General features: G+C 45.4%; 16 protein-coding genes. 4 read left to right on the top strand and 12 right to left on the bottom strand.

From position 1 onward, the window contains the following. Positions 1 to 404: 404 nt before the first annotated feature. Positions 405 to 7,268 carry an S-layer homology domain-containing protein gene (locus NSQ50_RS05535; RefSeq protein WP_076225051.1) on the bottom strand — a complete coding sequence of 2,288 codons (6,864 nt, stop codon included), beginning with the start codon at positions 7,266 to 7,268 and terminating at the stop codon, positions 405 to 407. A gap of 203 nt (positions 7,269 to 7,471) precedes the next feature. On the opposite strand from NSQ50_RS05535, the gene NSQ50_RS05530 reads away from it, so the two are divergent. Beyond that, a complete protein-coding gene (locus NSQ50_RS05530) occupies positions 7,472 to 8,110 on the top strand; it encodes a pentapeptide repeat-containing protein (protein ID WP_038569077.1) in 639 nt (212 codons plus the stop codon). On the opposite strand, the gene NSQ50_RS05525 is transcribed toward NSQ50_RS05530, so the two are convergent. Next, positions 8,100 to 8,561 (bottom strand): SprT family protein, encoded by a 462-nt coding sequence (locus NSQ50_RS05525; protein WP_080742673.1) that lies wholly within the window; start codon positions 8,559 to 8,561, stop codon positions 8,100 to 8,102. The genes NSQ50_RS05530 and NSQ50_RS05525 overlap by 11 nt on opposite strands. A 120-nt stretch (positions 8,562 to 8,681) precedes the next feature. Between NSQ50_RS05525 and NSQ50_RS05520 the strand changes: the two genes are divergently transcribed. Beyond that, on the top strand, positions 8,682 to 9,044 hold the full coding sequence (locus tag NSQ50_RS05520) for a hypothetical protein (protein ID WP_036686808.1): 363 nt from the start codon (positions 8,682 to 8,684) through the stop codon (positions 9,042 to 9,044). Positions 9,045 to 9,108: 64 nt separating this feature from the next. After that, positions 9,109 to 9,240: a cortex morphogenetic protein CmpA gene (gene cmpA, locus NSQ50_RS05515; RefSeq protein WP_094903512.1), complete on the top strand. Its 132-nt coding sequence runs from the start codon at positions 9,109 to 9,111 to the stop codon at positions 9,238 to 9,240. Positions 9,241 to 9,331: 91 nt separating this feature from the next. On the opposite strand, the gene NSQ50_RS05510 is transcribed toward cmpA, so the two are convergent. The 8 genes from NSQ50_RS05510 to NSQ50_RS05475 all read right to left on the bottom strand — a co-directional run bounded on the left by NSQ50_RS05510 (position 9,332) and on the right by NSQ50_RS05475 (position 16,987). Further along, positions 9,332 to 9,832, bottom strand: coding sequence for a hypothetical protein (locus NSQ50_RS05510; RefSeq protein WP_036686807.1), 501 nt, complete (start codon positions 9,830 to 9,832; stop codon positions 9,332 to 9,334). Positions 9,833 to 10,007: 175 nt separating this feature from the next. After that, positions 10,008 to 10,202 (bottom strand): hypothetical protein, encoded by a 195-nt coding sequence (locus tag NSQ50_RS05505; RefSeq protein ID WP_036686806.1) that lies wholly within the window; start codon positions 10,200 to 10,202, stop codon positions 10,008 to 10,010. A 122-nt stretch (positions 10,203 to 10,324) separates the two neighbouring features. Continuing rightward, positions 10,325 to 11,215 (bottom strand): carbohydrate ABC transporter permease, encoded by an 891-nt coding sequence (locus NSQ50_RS05500; protein ID WP_036686804.1) that lies wholly within the window; start codon positions 11,213 to 11,215, stop codon positions 10,325 to 10,327. A gap of 13 nt (positions 11,216 to 11,228) precedes the next feature. Beyond that, the gene (locus NSQ50_RS05495) at positions 11,229 to 12,110 is read right to left on the bottom strand and encodes a carbohydrate ABC transporter permease (protein ID WP_038569074.1); all 882 of its coding nucleotides are present in this window, start codon (positions 12,108 to 12,110) and stop codon (positions 11,229 to 11,231) included. 101 nt (positions 12,111 to 12,211) lie between these two features. Next, a complete protein-coding gene (locus tag NSQ50_RS05490) occupies positions 12,212 to 13,534 on the bottom strand; it encodes an extracellular solute-binding protein (protein ID WP_036686802.1) in 1,323 nt (440 codons plus the stop codon). A gap of 111 nt (positions 13,535 to 13,645) precedes the next feature. Next, positions 13,646 to 14,434: a response regulator transcription factor gene (locus NSQ50_RS05485; RefSeq protein ID WP_036686801.1), complete on the bottom strand. Its 789-nt coding sequence runs from the start codon at positions 14,432 to 14,434 to the stop codon at positions 13,646 to 13,648. After that, positions 14,431 to 16,191, bottom strand: a complete 1,761-nt coding sequence (locus tag NSQ50_RS05480) for a cache domain-containing sensor histidine kinase (RefSeq protein WP_036686799.1) — start codon at positions 16,189 to 16,191, stop codon at positions 14,431 to 14,433. Before NSQ50_RS05480 ends, NSQ50_RS05485 begins: the two co-directional genes overlap by 4 nt. Positions 16,192 to 16,492: 301 nt before the next feature. Further along, positions 16,493 to 16,987 (bottom strand): DinB family protein, encoded by a 495-nt coding sequence (locus tag NSQ50_RS05475; RefSeq protein ID WP_036686798.1) that lies wholly within the window; start codon positions 16,985 to 16,987, stop codon positions 16,493 to 16,495. 220 nt (positions 16,988 to 17,207) lie between these two features. Here NSQ50_RS05475 and NSQ50_RS05470 point away from each other — a divergent pair, with 220 nt between their 5' ends. Then, positions 17,208 to 17,771 (top strand): CGNR zinc finger domain-containing protein, encoded by a 564-nt coding sequence (locus NSQ50_RS05470; RefSeq protein WP_076225050.1) that lies wholly within the window; start codon positions 17,208 to 17,210, stop codon positions 17,769 to 17,771. A 320-nt stretch (positions 17,772 to 18,091) separates the two neighbouring features. Here the strand turns inward: NSQ50_RS05470 and NSQ50_RS05465 are convergent, their stop codons facing one another. After that, positions 18,092 to 18,619, bottom strand: a complete 528-nt coding sequence (locus NSQ50_RS05465) for a GNAT family N-acetyltransferase (protein WP_036686795.1) — start codon at positions 18,617 to 18,619, stop codon at positions 18,092 to 18,094. 383 nt (positions 18,620 to 19,002) lie between these two features. Beyond that, a complete protein-coding gene (locus tag NSQ50_RS05460; protein ID WP_076225049.1) occupies positions 19,003 to 20,982 on the bottom strand; it encodes a GTP-binding protein in 1,980 nt (659 codons plus the stop codon). Positions 20,983 to 21,157: the final 175 nt, after the last annotated feature.

Below are 21,157 nucleotides of genomic sequence, written 5' to 3'. Positions count from 1 at the left end.
TATGAAGCTACTATCGGACCCAGTTGACCTTATACTCAGCATAATCGCATATTTGGCATACTATCGGACCCCATTGCCTCTATTGGCACGAAAAACACCAAATATGAGCCTCTTTCGAACGAATAGCGTCACTTGAGTCCGAAACCCTGCCCAAAAGGCTAAAAACTTGCCAATAGCGTCATTGGGGTCCGTAAGCCTCAGCCAATGATAGCTCGGCGATGTTGGTGTTGGTGTGGTGCAAGTGAATGGGTTACTCAAAGTCAATGAGCTTTTGCTTGCCCATAAGCTTTTATAGCAGGCCAGTCAACGTTAAAAACGCAGAGCAGCGATTCTCCAATAACCGGAGGAGATCGCTGCTCTGCTGTCTTTTTACTTATGCCATATTGTAGCTTCTACCACGGTAGCTAATTCAATAATTTAGCTGCTCTAAGCAGCCGGACAAGAATTACAGCGGCTTCTGCACGGCTAGTATCACTGCTAGGTGCAAAGCTGCCTGATGATTGACCTTTCATAATGCCTTTTGCAACCAGGTCAGACACTGCTTCTTTAGCCCATGAGGAAATAGTTGAAGCGTCTGTGAAAACATCTGCAGCAACGTTTGCTCCATATCCTTCAGCTTCTAGGTTCAGCAGCTTCATTGCTCTGGCTGCCATAACAGCCATTTGCTCCCGTGTAATAAGGGCGTTCGGACGGAAGGTTCCATCCTCATAGCCTTGAACCAATCCTAAGGCTGCAGCAGCTCTGGCATCCGCTGCATACCACGACAAATCGGACACATCACTGAAGGTCTTCGTCGTGTTCGCAGCTACAAGACCCAACGATCGAATCAACATAGCTGCGAACTCGGCACGACTGACAGATTTCTGAGGTGCAAAGGTATCTGTGGATTGTCCGGTCAAGATCAGTCGGCTGGCAAGTCTCTCAATCTCATTTTTCGCCCAATGTGTAGCAATATCCCCGAAAGTCACAGGGTGCAGCGCAGCGACAAATACACCGCTCGCAATACTGCTCTTAACAGTAACCTTGGTCATCCCATTAACGGGCTCAAACAATGCAGGTACATAACGGAAGGAACCCGTCTGTTCATCGTAAATAAGGACTACACCTGTCTTCGCATCCAGCGCCTCCTTAAGCATAAATGTACGATCTACATAAGTGGTGCCGAACCCACTTGCTGCTACAGAGGTTTTGCCATCCGTTATCTTTAGAGTGACAATAGCCGGTGTTCCTTGCACAGTAAAGCCTTGCTGCTTAGCCTTGGCAAGCAGTTGTTCTAATCCTTTTCCGCTTAGCGAATTTAAATTAAACTCCAGTGTGCCTGCCGGCATTTGTGCGGATTTGAGCACACTCTCCACAAGCTCTAACGGGAAGCGGTAGCTCATACCTCCACTTTCAATAACAAGCACAGCTTTGGGGCTAAGTGCCGCCGCCTTACGTAAAGCATCTGCACTAAACCGGGCTGTGCCGTCTCCATTAGCTGAAATCTCGATAACAGCCTGCCCTGCAGTCGCCTTAGCTTTTAGCTGCGCATCATGATTAGCTGCTAGCGTAGGTGCTGGTGTAGCGGTCGGTGTGCCGGTTTGAACAGGGTTCACTGACCCTGTAGGGTCTGTTGGACCAGGAGTACTTGTTGGTTCTGGAGTATTCGTTGGACTAGGAGTACTCGTCGGACTAGGAGTACTTGTTGGATCCACAGGATCGATCGGGTCTACAGGATCTGTCCCGCCAGGTGATAGCACCTCAATTGTATATACCCTCTTCTCGTTGCCCACAGTTACCGTGAAGTCTGTGATTCCCGCTTTAATTCCATTAAGACTGTCGTTGGTAAATGTAGCAATCTCACTGCTCATAATATTTAGAGTAGCTTGTGCAGTAATATCTCTACCTTCCTTATCTAGTACATTAAGAGTAACTGACTTACCCTGCTCTAATATTACAGGACCGCTCTGTCCATCTGCTAGTTTGATAGAGAACGGTTTAATGGCTGTGGCTATTCCTTGATTTTGTTCTTTAATGCTTAGGTCAGGAGAGGCATTGGTCAGAAGATTCATCCGTTCGCCACGAATAATCATGTTGTCGACCAGCAGACTCCCTTTCAGATTTTTCGTAACTTCTATACCGCTTGTACCTGCGCCATCTAATACATTATTCGTCAGCACTACTCCATCAATGGAAGTGAGAGTATCTCCTTCTAGATCACCTTGAGCAATCAACCCCGAATAAGTGCTGTCCAGTGCCGTATTGTTGCGAATGAGTACTCTTCCTTTCAGATCACTCTCACCAGCATAAAGCCATAACGCACCCAGATTCACGCCGTAACCGGAATCATAACTGCCAGTTCTAAGCAAGGTATTTCGCTCCACAATCGTTGTTCCTTGGAAGGGCTCGGCGGTGAAACGGGTAGACACTGCAATCCCGGCTCCATTAGTCACAGTGTCTTTTACCACGTTGTCCTGGACTTTGTTATCTTTCCCCCCAAAGACTACAATGTTATCCGCTAACCAAGGCAAGGATACCGTATTAAAACGTGCCGTGTTATTATAGCTCGGTGTACGTTCCGTACCATTCACATCCGTCAACTTGCCGTCTGTAAACGACCACATTGCAATTCCATCATCCCCTGGATAGCGGATGTCACTTTGTTCCATCATGCTGTTGCCAGTCCCTACGGCAAAGTTAATCCCGTCTGCCATAAGATTGCGGATCCGCAGACCTGCTATGTACAGACCATTCGTACGCGCCTTTTCACCCATCGGCTGAGTTAACCACAAGCCTGCTTTGGTATGTTCTATCCAAACGTTCTGTATAATCGAACCTTGGCCAAAAGCACCATGGAAAGCGTTGGTGATCGCTTCATCATCCCGTTCGTTAATGCCGCCTTCAATCATCAGATCGTAAACACCAACCTTACCGCCGTGACCATAAAACTTAGCTCCATTCAGAACCGTATACCACATGCCGGCACCACGTATTTCAGCGGTATCCAGATCCAGCAGACCCTCACCGACATTAAAGGTACCCGCCGGGAACCACACACCTTTACCTGTCGCATTCGCTTCGGCAAGAGCTGCCTTGAAGGCTGCGGTATCATCTCCCTCATCATTTGCTGCCGCTCCAAAATCCGTTACGGAAATAAATTCGTCCGGGCGAGCCAACTCAGGGGCAACCTGCTCCATATCCACCAGGTCAATGACGTAAGAAGCTGCGTTATCTCCTGTTCCCTTCTCTAAGCGAATAGTTGCTCCGGCAGGAGTATCGCCGATCAGAGCATGGATTTCGTCAAAGAAGCGGTGTCCACTGCCTTGGCGAGGATCATTTGACCATGGGTAGCTGCCATATTCCCAAGCATATTTAGATGTCAGCTTAAGCTGCTTCTTAACTCCATCTACATATAAAGTCAGGGTTTCTTCCGCACCAGCCCCATCTGGATTATCAGGAATGGAATATCGAAGAACAATGGAGTTAGCCGACTTCGCAAGCTTGAACTCTAGATAATCTCCCGTATTCTTCAAGGCCACCGCTTGTCGTCCAGAAGCCTCGGAAGCCATGCTGAGATATTTCCGCGACGAGCCAATCAGCGTTCCGTTTGTTGCCGCATCCTCAGCTTCATAGCTGATATATGGAACCGTTGCTCCACGGTATGTTTTGTTAACGCTGTTTTTTACGGTCAGCCTATCAAGGGTTACTTTACTCCAATCCACGTTGTCACTACTTAGAGAAACCGTGTTGATGCCTGCACGAAGCTGCAGTATTACCTGTGCATTCTTCCAAGAGGCAGACTTGCCAAGACTAACCTTGCCCCCTTCGTTTAAACCATTCACCTCTAGCGCCAGATCCGTTGCAGCAGCAGCGGTATTTTTGTATCGAATAACAGCGTCATATTCCCCGGCCTGCTGGGCGTTGACTGCAAACCGTATAACACGATCCCCTTTGAATGCTTCTCCTCCTGCATAAATTGCATCAGTAGGGATAGGTAAGAAGCTCCAGAGCTCACTATCAGTTCCATTTGCAGCAGAACCAAGCTGAACAGCCGATGCGCTGTGAGTAAGAAGACCTGTTCCATTCGCATTTAGCAGAAGAGTATAACCTAACTTCTCTTCCAGCTTCCATTGGGATCTTTCTGTATCTCCAGCAGCTAACAAGACCACTTGGCCCGATTCATTGAGCGAAAGATAATGTTGTGTCTGAACATTCATAATCCGTTTGCGTCCGTTTATCTCCTGAACCAGCCATTGGGATTGAGCCGCCATATCGGAAGCATCTGCATATAGGACAGCCCCCTCTTTTTCGGCCAATACTTTACCAGCCATGCCTTTCGGTACAATGGTTATGATGTTGGTATCATTTTGAACTGGAGTTGTTGTATTGTTATTGCGCAGTTCTCCAGATGGAGTAGTAAACTCCTGTGGAGCCGCGTCAAGTGTCCATAGTGCCGTACCCTCACTCTCTAGCAAAAGCGCACGTTCAGCATATCCTGTCTTATTGGCAATGTTTATTAATTCATCGTCGTATTCTCCAAAGAGACTACGAATGGTGTAATGTGTATAATCGGAAGCCAAGCTTACTTCCCAGGCAGAGGCTCCGTCTACAGCAGGTTCTGTACTACTGCTCTCCAAATATGAATAATCACCATTCAGCGTTAAAAAATGACCTGTTGCCCGGTTGGTGATCGTCTGTTTACCCTCCTGCACAGTTACATTCCAGTGCGAAAATCCATTGTCTGCTGACGGCTGTCCGTACAGAACAACCCCATGCTCATTTTCGTATAAATACTCCCCACTGCTTGCATTCTTGAATCTTACAGGGTAATCAGGCAGTGGCGGAGCAATCGCTTCAACCGCTTCAGCAGTAAAATGCGCACTGCTTTTTTCCGCTGTATCTGCAGCTTTACTGATTCGGAGAGTTGGGTTGCCGTTATCATCCGACGCACCATAGATATAGTGACCAGCCCATGAGCTCATAATGGTAGTCACACCGGACGCCTGCATATCAACCTTCCACTTAATGCTGGCCCATACATCGTACACTGTTTGCAAAGTTTGAACGCTAACTTTAGGATCAATCTCATCTACAGCCCCACCTATATGCTCAAGGGAGAGATAACGTCCAGTGCCTTTATTTTTTATCTTCACCGATCCATTGCTGCCGGCTATTTCTTGCAACTGCCAGACAAAGGAATCGTCATTCAAATCAAGTGGACCATAAGTAGCCTGGCCTACTGTTACATCCTCGTTGGCAGCTGCTAGAGGTGCAAGATTTTGGTTAGAGTGAGCAGAGTCCTGGTCAGCATAGACAGCTTCAGTAACCGTCTTGGATTCTGGCAATTCCTCTAGTGCAGCTGGAGAAGTCAGCAAAGGACCGTCCTTAAGATATTGATCCTCTCCATTTACAGCATCTAGCTGAAAACGGAACAAGTCTTGTTTTTTCTCGGTAACCGGTACAAATCTCCACTGCGGACTGCCCCAACCTGGATTGATCACTCCGTACTCAGCATATTTAGTGAGGTTCTGAAGTGAAATATACTTCTCTGGGATTTCATTAGGTTCCTTGTCTAGAACGCTACTGATTACGTAGGTGTTGTTCCCAACATTTTTGCCTGTCCAAATGTATTCTCGTTCCACATGATTTCTGTCTGGAAGCTCTGTGACCTGAAGGTGGCCATTTGGCATGTTCATCGTGTTCATGTAATGGCCCGTTTTCTTGTTTTTGAACAGCTTGCGGCCGTTATATTTCTCCACGAGCCATTGATCGGAGCCGTCCTTTTGCATATTTCCATATTTTAAAAGACCATCAACACTCTCATACCAATAAAATGACTTCCAGCCATTCTGAATCCGGTAATATGGCATTGTGCCGTCAGTCGGTGTGTTAGGATCTAAAAGCTGCCACTGAGCGCTCAAAGAAGTCGCATCCCCAATCGCACCAGCCTGTTCTCCACCCAATGTAGACAAATAAATGCCTGTGCTTTCGAGATTCTGAAGCGTCTGGTAATCATCATAATCATCGGAATCATTAAAAATCCATTGATCCGACGGCTGACTTCCGCTAATCTGCAAGGCCTTGGCGGTACCTTCACTATAAGAAACATAATGATCGGTTGCCGCATTACGGATACGCTTATTGCCGTCATAATCCTCTATATACCATAGATAGTCAGAGGTGTTGGCGGCATCTGGCGCAATAATTCCATGCTTAAGCTCGCCGTTTACGGATTCATATAAGAAATCTGTAGCCACTTGTGCATCCGTATAAGTTGCCAGTCGTACAGGCTGTAATTCGGAAATAGGCACGATTCTCCACTGTGCACTTGGATTAGAGGCTGAACCCGGCCAGCTGTTAGATCGCACATTATTGTCATCGCTGAATTGCGGATTTAGCCATAATGGACTCCCCTCTTCAGTTAAACCACTGTTACGAAGGGTAATGAAGCCCGTTCCATCAGGGCCTGGTGCATTCTCTTGGGTCCACTCACTTAGCTTCACGTGATCCATATCGACTTCCTGCGAAAAAACCCCAGCCCAGGTCACTTCATTTTGCTTAATATAATGGCCTGTCGCACGGTTGCGAATCATTACTGTTCCGTCATCCGTCCCTGATTCAAGATACCACTGTGCTGCTTCATTGCTGACAGGCTGTTTACCGTAAAGAACGTTCCCTTCACTTTCATACATTACCTGACCGGGGCGGAGACGGCTCTCTAGCCGTACAGGTGCTGCATTTGGAACTATAAAAGCCCACTGCGGACTCTCAAACGTAACATTGATATCCGAGCTTACTTGCGCATAACCAAGCTGATTCTCCTCGTGGATAACCAACTTCCCCTCTGGCACAGTCGCACTTCGGATGATCATGTATCCATTGCGATTGGAAGTATCGATCAGCCACTGATCCGCAACACTTCCTGAACCTTGGCGTTCTGCCGTCTTAAGTGAATCCTCTTTGCCGTTGTTACCATCCATTGTAATGTAATGGCCTGTCTTCACATTCTTGATTCGTGACAGCCCATTCACCGTCTCAACCGTCCAATGCGCTGAAGTATCGGCTGGATTGGTCATGCCATAACGCACGATTCCTGCGGATGTCTCATATAAAAAGTTGTTTTTCCACTTATTCTTGATGAGTACCGTACCTGATGGAATTTGCTCAGCGCCTGTTCCTCCAACCCCTTCTGCTCCTACGGAACCTTTACCGGTTCCCATTACAGGCAAGCTTAAAAAAATCAGCAGCAGCGCGAGCAGACCCGCCATTGCGGACCTGATTCGTTTCATACATGTGCCCCCTCTAATTAATATGGACTTCCTTTTCATATTAGTTTGGGAACGCTTACAAAACGATGTGCGATTTTATCCAGAAAAAGGTGTATTTGTACGGATATCCAATCCCTACAACCTTCATGAAGATTGACAAATCGGTTTAACGCGATGATAGTTAGTTTTAGCTACCCGCAAAGAGTAAACAAACGGAGGTACATATGAATTTCAAAATTGATTCGCCAAAAATAGCAGATCCAGACTCTCTTCTTCCTGAGCAAATATATTCGCTACAAACCAAGGACGAATTCAGCTGTTGCGGCATCAGCGATACGGTTATTGATAATCAAGAGGCTAATAAGGTCAGCTTTGATCGCGTGATTTTTAAAAATGTAACGATTACGGAGTGCTCCCTAACTGGGATCGAGCTTATGGACGTGATTTTTGATCGCTGTGATCTATCTAATGTGGATTTTACGAATGGCATTATTCATCGAACTGAATTTAGAAACTGCAAGCTTATTGGCACAGACTTTACAAGAGGCAGATTCCAAAATGTTCGTGTAGTAGATTGTATCGGGGATTTTGCTACGTTTCGATTCGCTAATCTGAAGCAGGTTGCTTTTGAGAGCAGTTCATTAATGAGTTCCGACTACTATCAGTCAAATTTCCAAAAAATCAGCTTCAGCGAGTGTAATATGGATCAAGCCACATTGTCAGGATCAAAGCTTAATGGGATCGATCTTAGTGACTGCGAGTTCAGTGGCTTGATCGTGGATATCAAAGATTTAGAAGGATGCATCATTTCGCCTCAGCAAGCTGTTTCTTTTGTCGGATTATTAGGTTTGGTTATAAAATAAATAACTTCAACTTGCCCGAACATTTACCGCAGCGATAACGCTTAGGGTCTACTTTTCGCTTACGCGGATACTCCATGGCACAGGCACTGCATACAAGCTTATATCGATAGGGCAACGACTTCCGAGCTTTTGCACCCGGCAGTGTCTGACAGTAGCGGCTTCCGCCGACTTGCGCCAGCAGGCTTTTGAAATCAGCATCACGATGCATATACCCTCGCTTAGCCAAATGCAAATGATAATGGCAGAGCTCATGCTTGATAATCCGCTCCGTCTCTTCTCTGCCAAACATGGCAAGCTGATGGGGATTAATCTCTATATTATGGCTTTTGGTAAAATATCGGCCGCCCGTTGAGGACAACCGGCTGTTAAAGCTCGCCTTGTGTCTAAACGGCACGCCAAAGCTGTCCCGTGATACCTGCTCAATCCACAGCTGCAGCTCTTCGTTGCTCATAGTTTCCATAGCGTTCTATCACAAGTCCTTTCCACGGGAAATAAGATCTCTACTTGAATTGTAACTTGTGCATAGGCTAAACTGTCAAGAAGGAAGACAAGTACGGAGGGAGAATGAACAATGCCGAAAATGCGGTATGTAATTTTGCAGCAAAATCAAGAATTACAATTCGTGGAAATGCCTGAGGAATATGCGTACCAACTAAGTGCGCTCAATTTACGCCTGAACAAAGAAATCGATAAGCTGACAGCCGATAATGTTCCGGATCTGCCCTTAGCCATCGCCGAATGTGACTCGCTGGATCTGTTACGTGAGGATTACTCCCTGGAGTCCGGTCTGGATTATATCAATAGATTGGAACAGGCCTTCGCCTCTGTTCAAGAGCAGAAGAACTACCCACTGATCTCCCTGCTTACTGAGATCCGAGCGCTACAGGCTCAATTGGAGCAGTGGTACGAAGAGGAAGCAGAAAGCCTACTGTAATCCGCACCTTTAGGCTTATTTCTCCATATTCTAACTTACGTAAGTTGTTAGAGGAGGGATTCGCTTGCCACAGTGGCTCTGCCATCAGCTAATGAAAGCCTATTACAAAAAAGACCGCCGTCAGATCAAGCTGCTGAATGAGTGCTGGTTCTTTTATCGTAATTCTGCGGAATCGAGTAATGAGATGAAGTTATAGCCTCGTATGATTAAGATCTAGGACATCTTTAAAGCAGCGGATATCGTCTTTTAAGAAGACGGTATCCGTTTTTGTTAGAGGCAATACTCGGTTACACTAGAGGGCTCAATAATTCCTTATTTAGATTAACTTCAAAGTTGGCAGGATCAGGAGCATGGTTTTTTATATAGATACGGTAAACACCATCTTCGGGGATGGTAATTTCCACTATGCCTGTACCCGTCCGAAGTGTTTCACTGATAATCTCTTCAGTCTCTACCGACATGAGCCCAATCTCAAGTTCTTGTTCCTCTGAATTCGTCACAGAAAATGAGATTATCTCACCTTTTCCCCATGTTTCTCTGCCAAAATTATTAGAATTACCTCCAGACATCCGTATTTTTAAATCTTTTCCGTCCGCTGAGGCAGAGATTTCAGCTGTTGCCACTACAGATTCCTTAGAAGACGTCGTTGGAGGCACTTCATGTACTACTGTAGCCTCAGCTACTAGAGAATCTTCCCCAGCAGTATCTCCATGGTTAAATTTAATTACTATCGCGAATGCAAGTACCACTATAATGCCTAGCAAAATAACTTTTTTCATATTTTTCATTATCTCACAGCCCCCACGTTAACTCGTTGACATCATTTAACCCATATTTTTGATAAGTTGCCACAATCGGAAATATCCTAAATTATTGAAATACATACTAACATATTACAGCAAAAAAAGATGTCCCTAAATAGCAGGCACATCCTTTTTCAATAACATGGAACATATTCTGTTTTTAAAACTTAGGAAATACATATTTAACCAAAAAGAACAGAAAACCAAAAAATATTATAATGTAAGCAGCATATTTAATAAAGGTAGATGCGACAACGCTGGAATCCGATTTCCGTTGTACCTCCCTATGCTCCACTTCAACACTTCTATCCTTATAGCCCGGTTCCATCAGCAATCTCTCCTTTCGAATGTTCATCTTTGATAGCCTCCATTAACCCGAGGCTTTCAGGATTGAATCAAAATTCTAGATTGGATTAAAAAAAAAGACCGGAATTCTCTTCAGCTTTTCGAGCTGAGAAATTCAGGTCTTCTTTCTACTTACCCTTTAACCGAACCCGCCGCAATTCCCTCAACGATACGGTTACTGAGGAACAGGAATGTAATCAGGATAGGCAAAATACTGATCATAAGCGTTGCCCCGATCGCACCCCAATCCGTTGTATATTGACCAATGAAGTTTTGCACCCCCACGGTCAGCGTCTTGTAAGAATCAGAACTAATAAATGTGTTTACAAAAATAAATTCGTTCCAGTTATAGATCATATTAATAATGGCTGTAGTCGCGATCACCGAGCTTGTCATAGGAAGTATAATTCTAAAAAACATTCTGTTCACGGAACAACCATCAATAACCGCGGCCTCTTCCACTTCGCGTGGCAGTGCGTAATAGAAACCCAGCAAAATCATAATCGTTATCGGCATGTTAAAAGCGACATAAGACAAAATAAGTGACAAAGGGTGATCCGTTAAGCCAATCTTATTGAATATACTAAATAACGGAATAAGCGTGGAGTGAACAGGAATCATCATCGCTACCATAAACAAACCCAGTACGAACGAGCTTCCCTTCCATTTCATCCTGGTAACTGCATACGTAACCAAGCTCCCGAAGATAACCGTTAACACCGTAGCCACGATGGTAATCCATACGCTGTTGAAGAAATACACGTTGATGTTCCCTACATTCCAGACCTTCGCGTAATTCTCCCAGTGAGGATTCATCGGCAACGATAGAGCAGGAAGGTTGAACACTTCCTGATTATTTTTTAATGAGAAAAACAGCAGCCATACAAGCGGAAACAATTGCAGAGCAGCAACGGCAATCAACACGATATATAGCAATGAGTAGCCGAATTTACGTGTGATCTCCGCACCTGCGCCGCCTGTCTTTGGCCCGATTTCTAGCCTTCCTGCAGTTCCAGACATCATGAAGCGCCCCTCCTTATGAGTATTGGATCGATTCTTTCGTAGCAGTTAATTTGCGAATGACCCAAGTAATGACGAGACAGATGACGAGCAGGAAGAATCCAATTGCACTCCCGTAGCCAAAATCATAAGCCCGAAAAGCCTGATGATACATATAAGACGCCATCACTTCACTAGAGCCATTAGGACCTCCATCCGTCATAACAAAGATTAAGTCAAAATACTTCAGAGAACCTACAACGGCTAGAACAATCGTAACTTTGATGACTTCCATTGCGAGTGGAAGCTTAATTTTCCAAGCGATTTGTAAGGCAGAGGCTCCGTCAATCTTTGCTGCCTCTTCCAGAGAGGTCGGGATATTCTTGAGTGCTGCGTAATAGATCAGAATATAGAAACCAGCATATTGCCACAGAATGGGAATAAATAAAGCAAACAAAACTAATGTAGGCTCTGCAAGCCATGCAGGAGGATTAGCAAAACCAATGGAAACTAATAAGCTGTTCACAATTCCGTTCGTCGGATGATAAATTCTTAGCCAAAGCTGCGCAATCGCAACGGACGATAACAGCATCGGAATCAGATATATTTTGCGAAACAAGTTAGCTCCCTTGATCCGGGCGGCTAATACCATAGCAATTGCCAAATAAATAATGAGACTTAGGGTAGAAAACAACGCTAACTGCAGAGAGTGCCAAGCACTATTCCAGAAGGTTTGGTCTGTTAGCAAAGCTTTATAGTTATCAAATCCGATAAAAGTCAGAGCGCCTATACCATTCCATTTATTCAGTCCGTAATAACCCGTTAGAACAATCGGAATATATACAATAGCCAGAATGAGAAGCAAGGCGGGAAATACGTATAACGCGATTATTTTTTTGTTAGACATCACTTTATCCAAAGTGTCCGACTCCTTTCCTTCATAAACCGTTTGAGGAAAGGCTTATCCGGCATCACGCTGCCGGATAAGCTAATTGTCCCCTTCACCTAGTTGTCGAAGCTTTAGTTGCCTTTGGAGATGGCTGCGTCATGCTCCTCAGAATACTTCTCCGGCGTCACCGCTTTGCCAAAAAGAGCCTGGATCATATTCAGATGCGTTTCTGCTGCATTGGCACGCATTTGAACATCTGCGAATAAAGTGATGCTGCTAGCCTTGTTCATTTCGTTAAACAAATCGATGTATAGCTGTGGTAGATCCAGTGTGGCGGTGTCCACCTTCGTAGCTGGAATAACGCCTGCTCCAGTTACGGATTGCTCTCCCCATTTGGATACGAAATACTCGACGAATAATTTTGCTTCTTCTTTTACCTCAGAGTTCTCAGCAACAAATAATCCTACGCCTGGTCCACCTACCCAGCTGTTAATGTCTCCCTTCCCGCCTTCCACTGTCGGGAATTTGAAGAAACCAACACTATTACGGAATTCCAGTGGAATTTCTTCATTAGTTGTGAAATTTGGCAGATCCCATGATCCCATCATGTACATTGCTGCCTTGCCATTTACGAACTCTGATTTTGCCTCTTCATTTGATAAACCGTTGAAACCCTTAACAAATGCATTGCTGTCAACAAGTGATTGAACCTCAGAAGCCGCCTTTACTAATCCTTCATCCATAAATGATCCTGAACCACTGATCGCACCTGCAAGTGCCTGTTGGCCTGCGATCCGATCAGCCAGATACATATACCAAAGCGATCCTGTCCAGCGATCCTTATTACCGAGAGCAATCGGTGCAATGCCCCCTTCAGATAGTGTTTTTACAACTTGCTTAAACTGATCGTAGGTTTGTGGGACCTCAAGATTATATTTTTTAAAAATAGCTTTATTGTAGTAGATAGGTGCGATGTTAAACTCAAGTGGAAGCGCATACGTTTTATCGTTAATAGCATAAGCTTCTGTAGTTCCTGCGACGAACTTGTCTTTTAATTCACCATTCAACAAGTCATCTACAGGAGCGAAGAGATTTCCTTCAACGTAAGGCTGCAAAAAGCCAGCGGCCCAAGTTACCCCAACGTCTGGCAATTCGTTAGAAGCAGACAATACCTTCAGCTTATTTTTGTATTGCTCGTTGTCCAGAACCTCTTGCTTGATCACAACATTGGGATGCTCTGTTTGATATTCTTTAATGATTTGATTAACAATTTTATTTTGCCCGGCAGAAACACCTTCTGGCCATAAATGCATGAAGTTAACGGTGACTTTGTCGCTTCCCCCATTTGCACTACCTTTAGATTCACCTGCATTGTTATCTTTTTGACCACAACCAGCTGTGACAAGAACGAGGCACATCGTTAAGAACAATATTGTCCATTTTTTATTGCGCACGCTTACAACCCCTTTTCTATTGTTGTCTAGCGGCCTTGTAACCGCTTAACTAAATTGTAGCTTGGATCCCATGCTGTCGTAAGGTCATAAGGATTGGGACTAATACCACTATTATTGGATTCTTTCCTCCGTGGTCATGACGTTCTGGCGGTATTGCCCTGGACTAACATTTTCGAGTGCACGAAATACCTTCACAAAATATTTGGCCGTCTGATAGCCTACTTGTTCCGCGATTTCAGCAATGGACAGCCGTGTGCTCACCAGTAGTTCTTTGGCTCGTTGTATTCTCCTTCTCGTTACATATTCACTGTAAGTCAGTCCCGTCTGCTCTTTGAAAAGGACGCTGAAATAGCTGGCATTCATGTGTAATTGATCCGCTATATCACGCATGGATATCGATTCGTGAAGATGTTCGTCTAAGTATTGGAGTGCCTCACGCACTTGAGTGCTATACACTTTCTCCTGCTGTACCGTTTCCATAAGCTTGGGATCGATCAGCTTCTCCATTCGTTCGATTCGATATATATCCTCCTTGCGTTTCAATGCCAGTTCCACTGCTCGGACCAGCTTCGTTTTGTCGAGTGGCTTCAGTAAATATTCAACCACACCAAACTGCAAGGCTTTCTGTGCATAGTCAAATTCAGGATGGCCGGAGATCACAATAACCACTGGAGGATGAGGCATTTCGTTCAGCTTTTCAACTAATTCTAGCCCTCCAATCTCAGGCATGCGCACATCGGTAATAAGCAGATTAACTTCGTTATTTTGCAGCCATGCCAGTGCTTCAACACCGCTTGCTGCGGTTTCGATGCGATATTGACCGGATGACCAGGCTTCTAATGTTTTACGAACCCCTTCTCTTGTTCTCGGTTCATCATCTACGATGAGTATAGTCTTCACGTGTTTTTCCCCTCTCCAGGTTCATTCGGTATTGTAAAAGAAATGCTAGTTCCGTAACCTTCTTCACTTCGTATTCCAAGTCCGTCCGTATTGTCTACGTAACTGAGTTTCAGTCTCCGCTCTATATTAGCAATACCAATCCCGGTCCCTTTGGAAGACCTCATGCTCCCCTTCTCCATGGTGTGATAGATAGACGATATCTTTGCTGCATCCATCCCTGGACCATCGTCAGTTACCGTAACCAATGTATATCCCGGACGACTTGAGGGCCTTACAATTAGCATAACTGTCCCCGGTCCAACCCTTTGCTCTACGCCATGAAGAATCGCATTTTCGACAAGAGGCTGGATTAACAGCTTCGGTAGCGGGACACTTCGGCAAGCTTCATCTGACTCAATCCGCCAGGATAACCTATCGAGCATACGCATCTCCATAATCTTCAAATATCTTTCGGCATGGTCGAGCTCATCGCCGATAGTCACCCATTCATCATCATCAGTTCGATTGATGACATAACGAAAAAGCCCCGACATATCAACCACAATTTGAGCTAATTCCTCCTCACCCTTTTCATCGAGGGCCCAATAGAATGCTTCTAATGTGTTAAATAAGAAATGCGGATTGATTTGAGCCTGAAGTGCCTTTAATTCTGTGCGACTCTGGACGATCTCCTTCTGATAGACGACTTCAATTAGTTCATTCAGAGAGTGAACCATCTGGTTGTAAGTATTATTGAGCTCATTGATCTCCATAGTTGTAGAAGTGACTGAAATCGGTTTCAAGGTTCCAAATCGTGAACCGCGCATCACTTTTATCAAATTCAGTATAGGACGTGTAATCATCGTGGATAAAATAAAAGTAAAAATGAGAAACAATAAACTGCCAACAACACCGGATACGATGATCGCTGTACGAAGGACAGATATCCCCTCTGTCGTATAGTCAACTGGAGTGAGGATTACTAGCCTCCAACCTGTTGCCTTGGACTGCTTCTGAATCACAATGTAGTCTTCACCGCCAACCTCAACCTTTTCTCCTCCATGATCCAGTATCTTATTTGCATTAACATTTACGGAAAAATCGGAAGAAATTTGCCGTCCCGCTTCATCAAATAATCTCATTAATTCACGCGTTTCCGCCTGTGAGCTGTCCACCTCATCCGTAAGCTGGAAGTAACTTTTCTCAATTTGAACCATAATATAGCCAGCTTTCGTGAATGAATGATCAATCAGTCTAATATTACGAATCGCGATGACGATATCCGAATTCCGCGGGTCAAGTCCAAACCATACGAGACGTCCTTTGCCCTCGTCCACCCGGCTGATCCATTCTTCTGATACTCGATTGTTCAGGCTGGCGTCATCAACAGAAAGTAATTTCTGATAATCACCTGCATACAGCTCAATGGAACGAATCCCTGTCGCATACGCCTCATATTTACGTACTTCCTGCTGGATGGTTTGACGTTCGGCGAAGCTGATCGGCTTTCCTTCGGCCTCTTGAGCGAGTAATCGCTGAATGGAGGCGTTGGTTGCCACTTGCGCCGTCAACGTGTTAATCTGCCGGATCAGTACATCCAATTTGCCCGTTGCCTGAACTGCAGTCTGTTCAATATGCTTCTCCGCACTATTGCGTAATAGAACCGAAACTTGCCCGTACATAAAAAAACCAACCGTGGCGAGTACGATCACCATGACAAACATAAAACCCAGGAAAATTTGATTACGCAATGTGTTTAACTGTCCAAACCTCGTCAATCTTTACACTCCCCTCCGCCAGATAGACTTGATTCCTCATCAAAAAAGATGACCCTTGAATCTTCAGGAATCATCCACAGCTCTAGTTATTTGTTAATTCAGCCTTTGGATTATATGATATCAGTGATTAGTTTCTGAGCCCATATCCATATCGCGTTTTAATTTATCCAAATCAACCAAAAAAAACAATATAGAATATATACTCGTGCCTCCCAGAGTTGCACAAAAAAAAGCCGTACCTCCGCTGACCCGGGTATACCGGAATTGCAGTGTACGGCTTGTATTTTTAAATATGGAGGTTCTAATTAAAACTACGGTTGGACACCCACGAACCCTGCAATTTACGCAGCATAATAATTTGTCCAGTATGGTACGAATCGTGTAGGATAAGGCTCATTACCTCTTCCCCTGGCGCATGACCCGAACCGCCCCAATCATACGCGCCTTCTTCCAGCGCTTCAATGATTTCTCTAAGAGCAGCATGCACGTCCTTCAGGTCTGCAACGGCTTTCGCCCATGCTTCTTCTCCTTCAGCTGTTACAGTAAAGGTATCATCGTTGCTTTCAGCATCGGGTTGTTTGGGCAACCCTTTTAGCTTTCGCAGCAAACGCACCTTATAATAAGTTAGATGGTTAACCGTTTCCCAGATAGAATTGGCCGCCCCACCCTCTGGCTTCCAGAGAGCCTGTTTGCTATCCACACCTTCCAGCGCATCGCTAAGCGGCGGAGCCCAATCCTCGATATCCATGCAATAATCCCAATTTTGGAGCAAGACCTCACTGATTTTATTTTGCATGTTCAACCTCCTAAAAATTTGTGTAAACATAAACTTCATGGTGTAGCTTCAAAAAGAACTACTTCAAAGCGAACTAATATGTAACGACTTAAACCATAATATAGTGGTTACAAAAGAAATGTAGCATATTTCCAGATTGTATTCAAGTAACTAGCTAAACTTATTTTTAACTGTTACAATGATTTGTAATGAGCGTTGAATCGGAAAGGATGAACAGACCGTGTTGTGGGAGGATTTCATTAACAGTTACTGGCGGGATTGGCGAACAGGAGATAAGAATAAAGACCGGGACAGACTCGATGAAGAAGAGTGGGTTTTTAAATGGCTGAAGGAGTATGCTCTATTAGAAACACAGATGCCGAACACGATAGAAATCGCGCAGCTTAAAAAGCTTCGCTCACTACTATGGAACTGGGTACAGGCCATTGTGCAAGGAAACTCGGTGTATGGAGAAATACTGGAACAGCTCAATGTCTATATGGACAAGGGTCCTGTTATACGGCGAATTGTGTGGAAAAGCGACGAGCAAGCGGAAATAAAGCTATTGCCACTCCATAGTGGCTGGGAGCAGGTAATGGCGGAGATTGCAGCGTCTTTTGCCGAGGCATTACTTGAAAAAGAACCCACAAGATTCCGTATCTGCGAGAATCCCGATTGCCTCTGGGTCTATTACGATGATACACGCAACCGCTCCAAGCGGTACTGCGATGACAAAGCCTGTGGCAACCTTATGAAGGTGCGGCGTTTCCGGGCGCGGAAGAAGGCTGAGTCTGAGGGGGAATAGTCGGTTGAAGCAACGATACTCCGGTTTGCGGTGGCTTGCTACGGCAGATTATGGGCAAGTGGAAAAGGCCTGGAAAAGGCCCGCTGAGCTTTATGAACTCATGAAATAGCTGCATTTCATACACTTATTCCGCATCCAAATGGGATCATCAAGACTTTAATTGTATTCTGTACACTTAAAAACTAGAAAATGTGCCCAATGAGTAATAAATCACAAAAATAGATGTACGAAATACAGTTATATCCTTTGGCGGGTTATTTGTGGGATTATAGTTGTACAAAATACAGTTAAAAGCTTCTGCACATCGCTCTCCTTGGCTCTTAATCCCCAACAACCCCAATATCCCTCCACCCGATCATGATCTCTTCAACAATCTCATTCCCAATCTTCACTTCTTTTGTCGCAACAGATTGCCCACCCACTTTGTGGTAGAAATGAATCGCGGGATTTCCTGTTACCACCCAAGTCATGAACGAGCTATAATTTTTCTCCAATAAATTCTGTGCTACGCTTCTTATGAGTTGCCTTCCAAGACCCTTTCCTTGCTGTTCCTTAAGCAAATAGAGTGCATATAGCTCCGCATCATAGAGATCAGAGAGATCTGACCCTCTTCGCGCTCCTCCATTTGCAAAACCAATAATCATCCCAGCCCCATCTTCGGCCACATACATAACCTCGTCTTTATTGGGGTTTTCAAAATTCCGAATCCAGAGCTTTCTTCTTGCTTCCACGGTGATTTTATCGAGAAACTCGTCCGAAATTAGCCCTCTGTACGTGGTTTTCCAACTCGCAGCGTGGACAAAAGCGATCCCGTCTATTTCACTAGCTGTTGCTTCTCTAATCTTCAATTTATTTCCCCCTCAGATTTCCAATAAAAGCTTCAGCTAGTCCAAGATTGACTAGTGTTCAACCACTTATTCCTCTCAAACAAACTATTGAAATCACTTTGGGCTACTGAATTGATATGTTTTTCTGAGCTGTATAATATTCACATGCCAACTAAAAAACGAGGAGATGTCTTCTACTTATACTTCTACTTCTACTTCTACTTCTACTTCTACTTCTACTTCTACTTCTACTTCTACTTCTACTTCTACTTCTACTTCTACTTCTTCTACTGGAGCTACTTTCATATCTTCTAATAGTTTTCTGAGTATATCTTAGTACCAACATCCTCGCACACTCTCTAGTTTTTTATTCCCCGTCAGCCTATTTAACACTCAAGCTCAATTTAACCTTGCAGTGCCTTTCGCACACTTAATATATATTTCGCCTGATCAAGTGGGTTCACGCCCCGGCGGGTGCGCTCAGCAGATACGTCTGGTGGACATTCTTCATAGCCGGCAAAAAAAGAAGTAAACGTGCTGCGCCCCTTCGTGTAGGAGCTTAAGCTGACGGGATAATCGAGCGATGTTGCCAGCGGCAGACGTCCTTCGATGATCATCCGCTCGCCTTGCAGCACGGGAGGCTCGAACGTGCCGCGCATCTGAACGAGGTCGTTCATCACCCGTCCGCCATTCTCCTCAGGAACCACGATGCGAACCTGCAGAATCGGCTCTAGGAGTTTAGTGCCTACCCGAGCGAGTCCGTCCATAATTCCCATCGGAGTCGCCACCGCAAAATCCAGCGGATGGGTATGCCACACATGATGTTGTCCCTCGATCAAGGTCACTTTAAGATCGGTAACCTCCCAGCCATACAAACCCTGTTGTAAGGCTTCTGGTACTCGGCGTGCGGTTTCGCTCTGGTATTGCGGCAGCAGGTCGGAACTCCGCACTACCGAATCGTAGACTAAACCACTGCCCGGAGATCCCGGCTCAATCTGAAAGCGTAGAATCGCCCAGCACGGTTTCGGCATCGTGTAAGCGATAAAACCTTCCCCGGCACGGGCTGGCGTTTCTTTATATATGACAGAAGGCTGACCGAAAGTAACCTTCAGCGCATATCGCTCCTCCAGAACACTGTTCAGAATCTCCAGCTGAATCGGTCCCATTACTTTGATATGCAGCTCCCGCTCATCCTGCAGCCACTGCGCATCCAAAAGCGGATCTTCATCCGCCAGTTCCTGCAGCGCTCCGATAACCTTATGGTCATCCACATCTGGTTCCCAGAATACACGCACCGTTAGCAGCGGCACAGCCAGCTTCGCCTCCTCCGGAATGGCCCCCGGATGGCCGAGCACATCTCCGATGCGCACCCCTGAAAGGCCATAGATAACAGCAATATCTCCGGCTTCAAGCGCTCCGACATCCTCGGTCCGACCACCTTCGACCTTGCGGATCTGGGTCACTTTCCCCTGAATATCCTGCGTATAATTCATCAGCGTATCGCGGTTACGGATCGTCCCTTCATAAAGGCGGACAAACGCCATCCGTCCCATACTTTTATCACGCTGAATATTGTATACGATGCCTGACACCGCCCCCTCCACATTCCCACCAGCGCGCGGAAAATACTCAACCATCGCATCCAGTAAGGCAGTAACCCCAAGCCCCTTGGCGGCGACGCCATAAACCATCGGAAAAAAGCGGCCTGATGAGGAGGCTGTTTTCATATATTTTTTCCATTCAGCCAAATCAATAGTGCTACCTGACATATACTTCTCCAACAGCTCTTCGTCCCGTTCCGCTAACGCCTCTAATAATTCTGTTCGCGCGCTAGCATCAGCTTCGTTCTCCCATAAATCTCTTGCTCCTATGTACCCCTTCTCTTTGCCGATGGGTTGCTGAACTGGAAGGATATCACTAGACAAATAATTTCGCACTTCTGCCAGCACAGCTTCAGGGTTAGCGCCTACGCGATCCATTTTGTTCACAAAAATAAGCGTGGGGATTCCCAGCTTCCGCAGCGCGTTCCAGATCATCTCACTTTGGGCCTGCACACCCTCCACGGCTGAAAGAATAAGCACCGCACAATCCATCACCCGCAAAGACCGCTCAACTTCGGACAGAAAATCAACGTGCCCCGGGGTATCGACCAGATTAATATGCACACCTTTCCAAGCAAAAGAAGCCAATGCCGCCCGTACGGATATCCCCCGCTGCCGCTCCACATCCATTGAATCCGTCAATGCCGTCCCAGTGTCTACGCTGCCAAGCGCGCGAATGCGACCGCTTTCATACAAAATATGCTCCGTTGTTGTCGTCTTCCCGGCGTCCACATGGGCAAATATCCCCACATTAATCCGTTCTGCTCCCTGCTGCTGAATCATCTATAGTTCCCCTATCATGAGCTAGATTTATCTGAATTTATATTATTTACATCCTTATATTCCATAGTAATATATCCACCCACGTTGTTCCACCCTCCAGTTCAATTGGTTAGATTCAGCTATGCCGGGTATGTAATTACTAATAAGAAATCTAACGCCGAGGAGGAAATTCATC

The sequence above is a fragment of the Paenibacillus sp. FSL R10-2788 genome (assembly GCF_038003885.1).
Classification (GTDB): Bacteria; Bacillota; Bacilli; order Paenibacillales; family Paenibacillaceae; genus Paenibacillus_AQ; species Paenibacillus_AQ odorifer.
Note: the sequence above shows the minus strand (reverse complement) of the source record. Positions and strands in the feature narration are given on the sequence as shown.

What these genes read in the sequence shown, in the direction of transcription:
- NSQ50_RS05525 (WP_080742673.1), bottom strand. Translation starts at nt 8,561, where the DNA reads ATGAGCAACGAAGAGCTGCAGCTGTGGATTGAGCAGGTATCACGGGAC.
- NSQ50_RS05530 (WP_038569077.1), top strand. Translation starts at nt 7,472, where the DNA reads ATGAATTTCAAAATTGATTCGCCAAAAATAGCAGATCCAGACTCTCTT.
- NSQ50_RS05520 (WP_036686808.1), top strand. Translation starts at nt 8,682, where the DNA reads ATGCCGAAAATGCGGTATGTAATTTTGCAGCAAAATCAAGAATTACAA.
- NSQ50_RS05535 (WP_076225051.1), bottom strand. Translation starts at nt 7,268, where the DNA reads ATGAAACGAATCAGGTCCGCAATGGCGGGTCTGCTCGCGCTGCTGCTG.
- NSQ50_RS05505 (WP_036686806.1), bottom strand. Translation starts at nt 10,202, where the DNA reads ATGAACATTCGAAAGGAGAGATTGCTGATGGAACCGGGCTATAAGGAT.
- NSQ50_RS05500 (WP_036686804.1), bottom strand. Translation starts at nt 11,215, where the DNA reads ATGATGTCTGGAACTGCAGGAAGGCTAGAAATCGGGCCAAAGACAGGC.
- NSQ50_RS05510 (WP_036686807.1), bottom strand. Translation starts at nt 9,832, where the DNA reads ATGAAAAATATGAAAAAAGTTATTTTGCTAGGCATTATAGTGGTACTT.
- NSQ50_RS05475 (WP_036686798.1), bottom strand. Translation starts at nt 16,987, where the DNA reads ATGCAAAATAAAATCAGTGAGGTCTTGCTCCAAAATTGGGATTATTGC.
- NSQ50_RS05460 (WP_076225049.1), bottom strand. Translation starts at nt 20,982, where the DNA reads ATGATTCAGCAGCAGGGAGCAGAACGGATTAATGTGGGGATATTTGCC.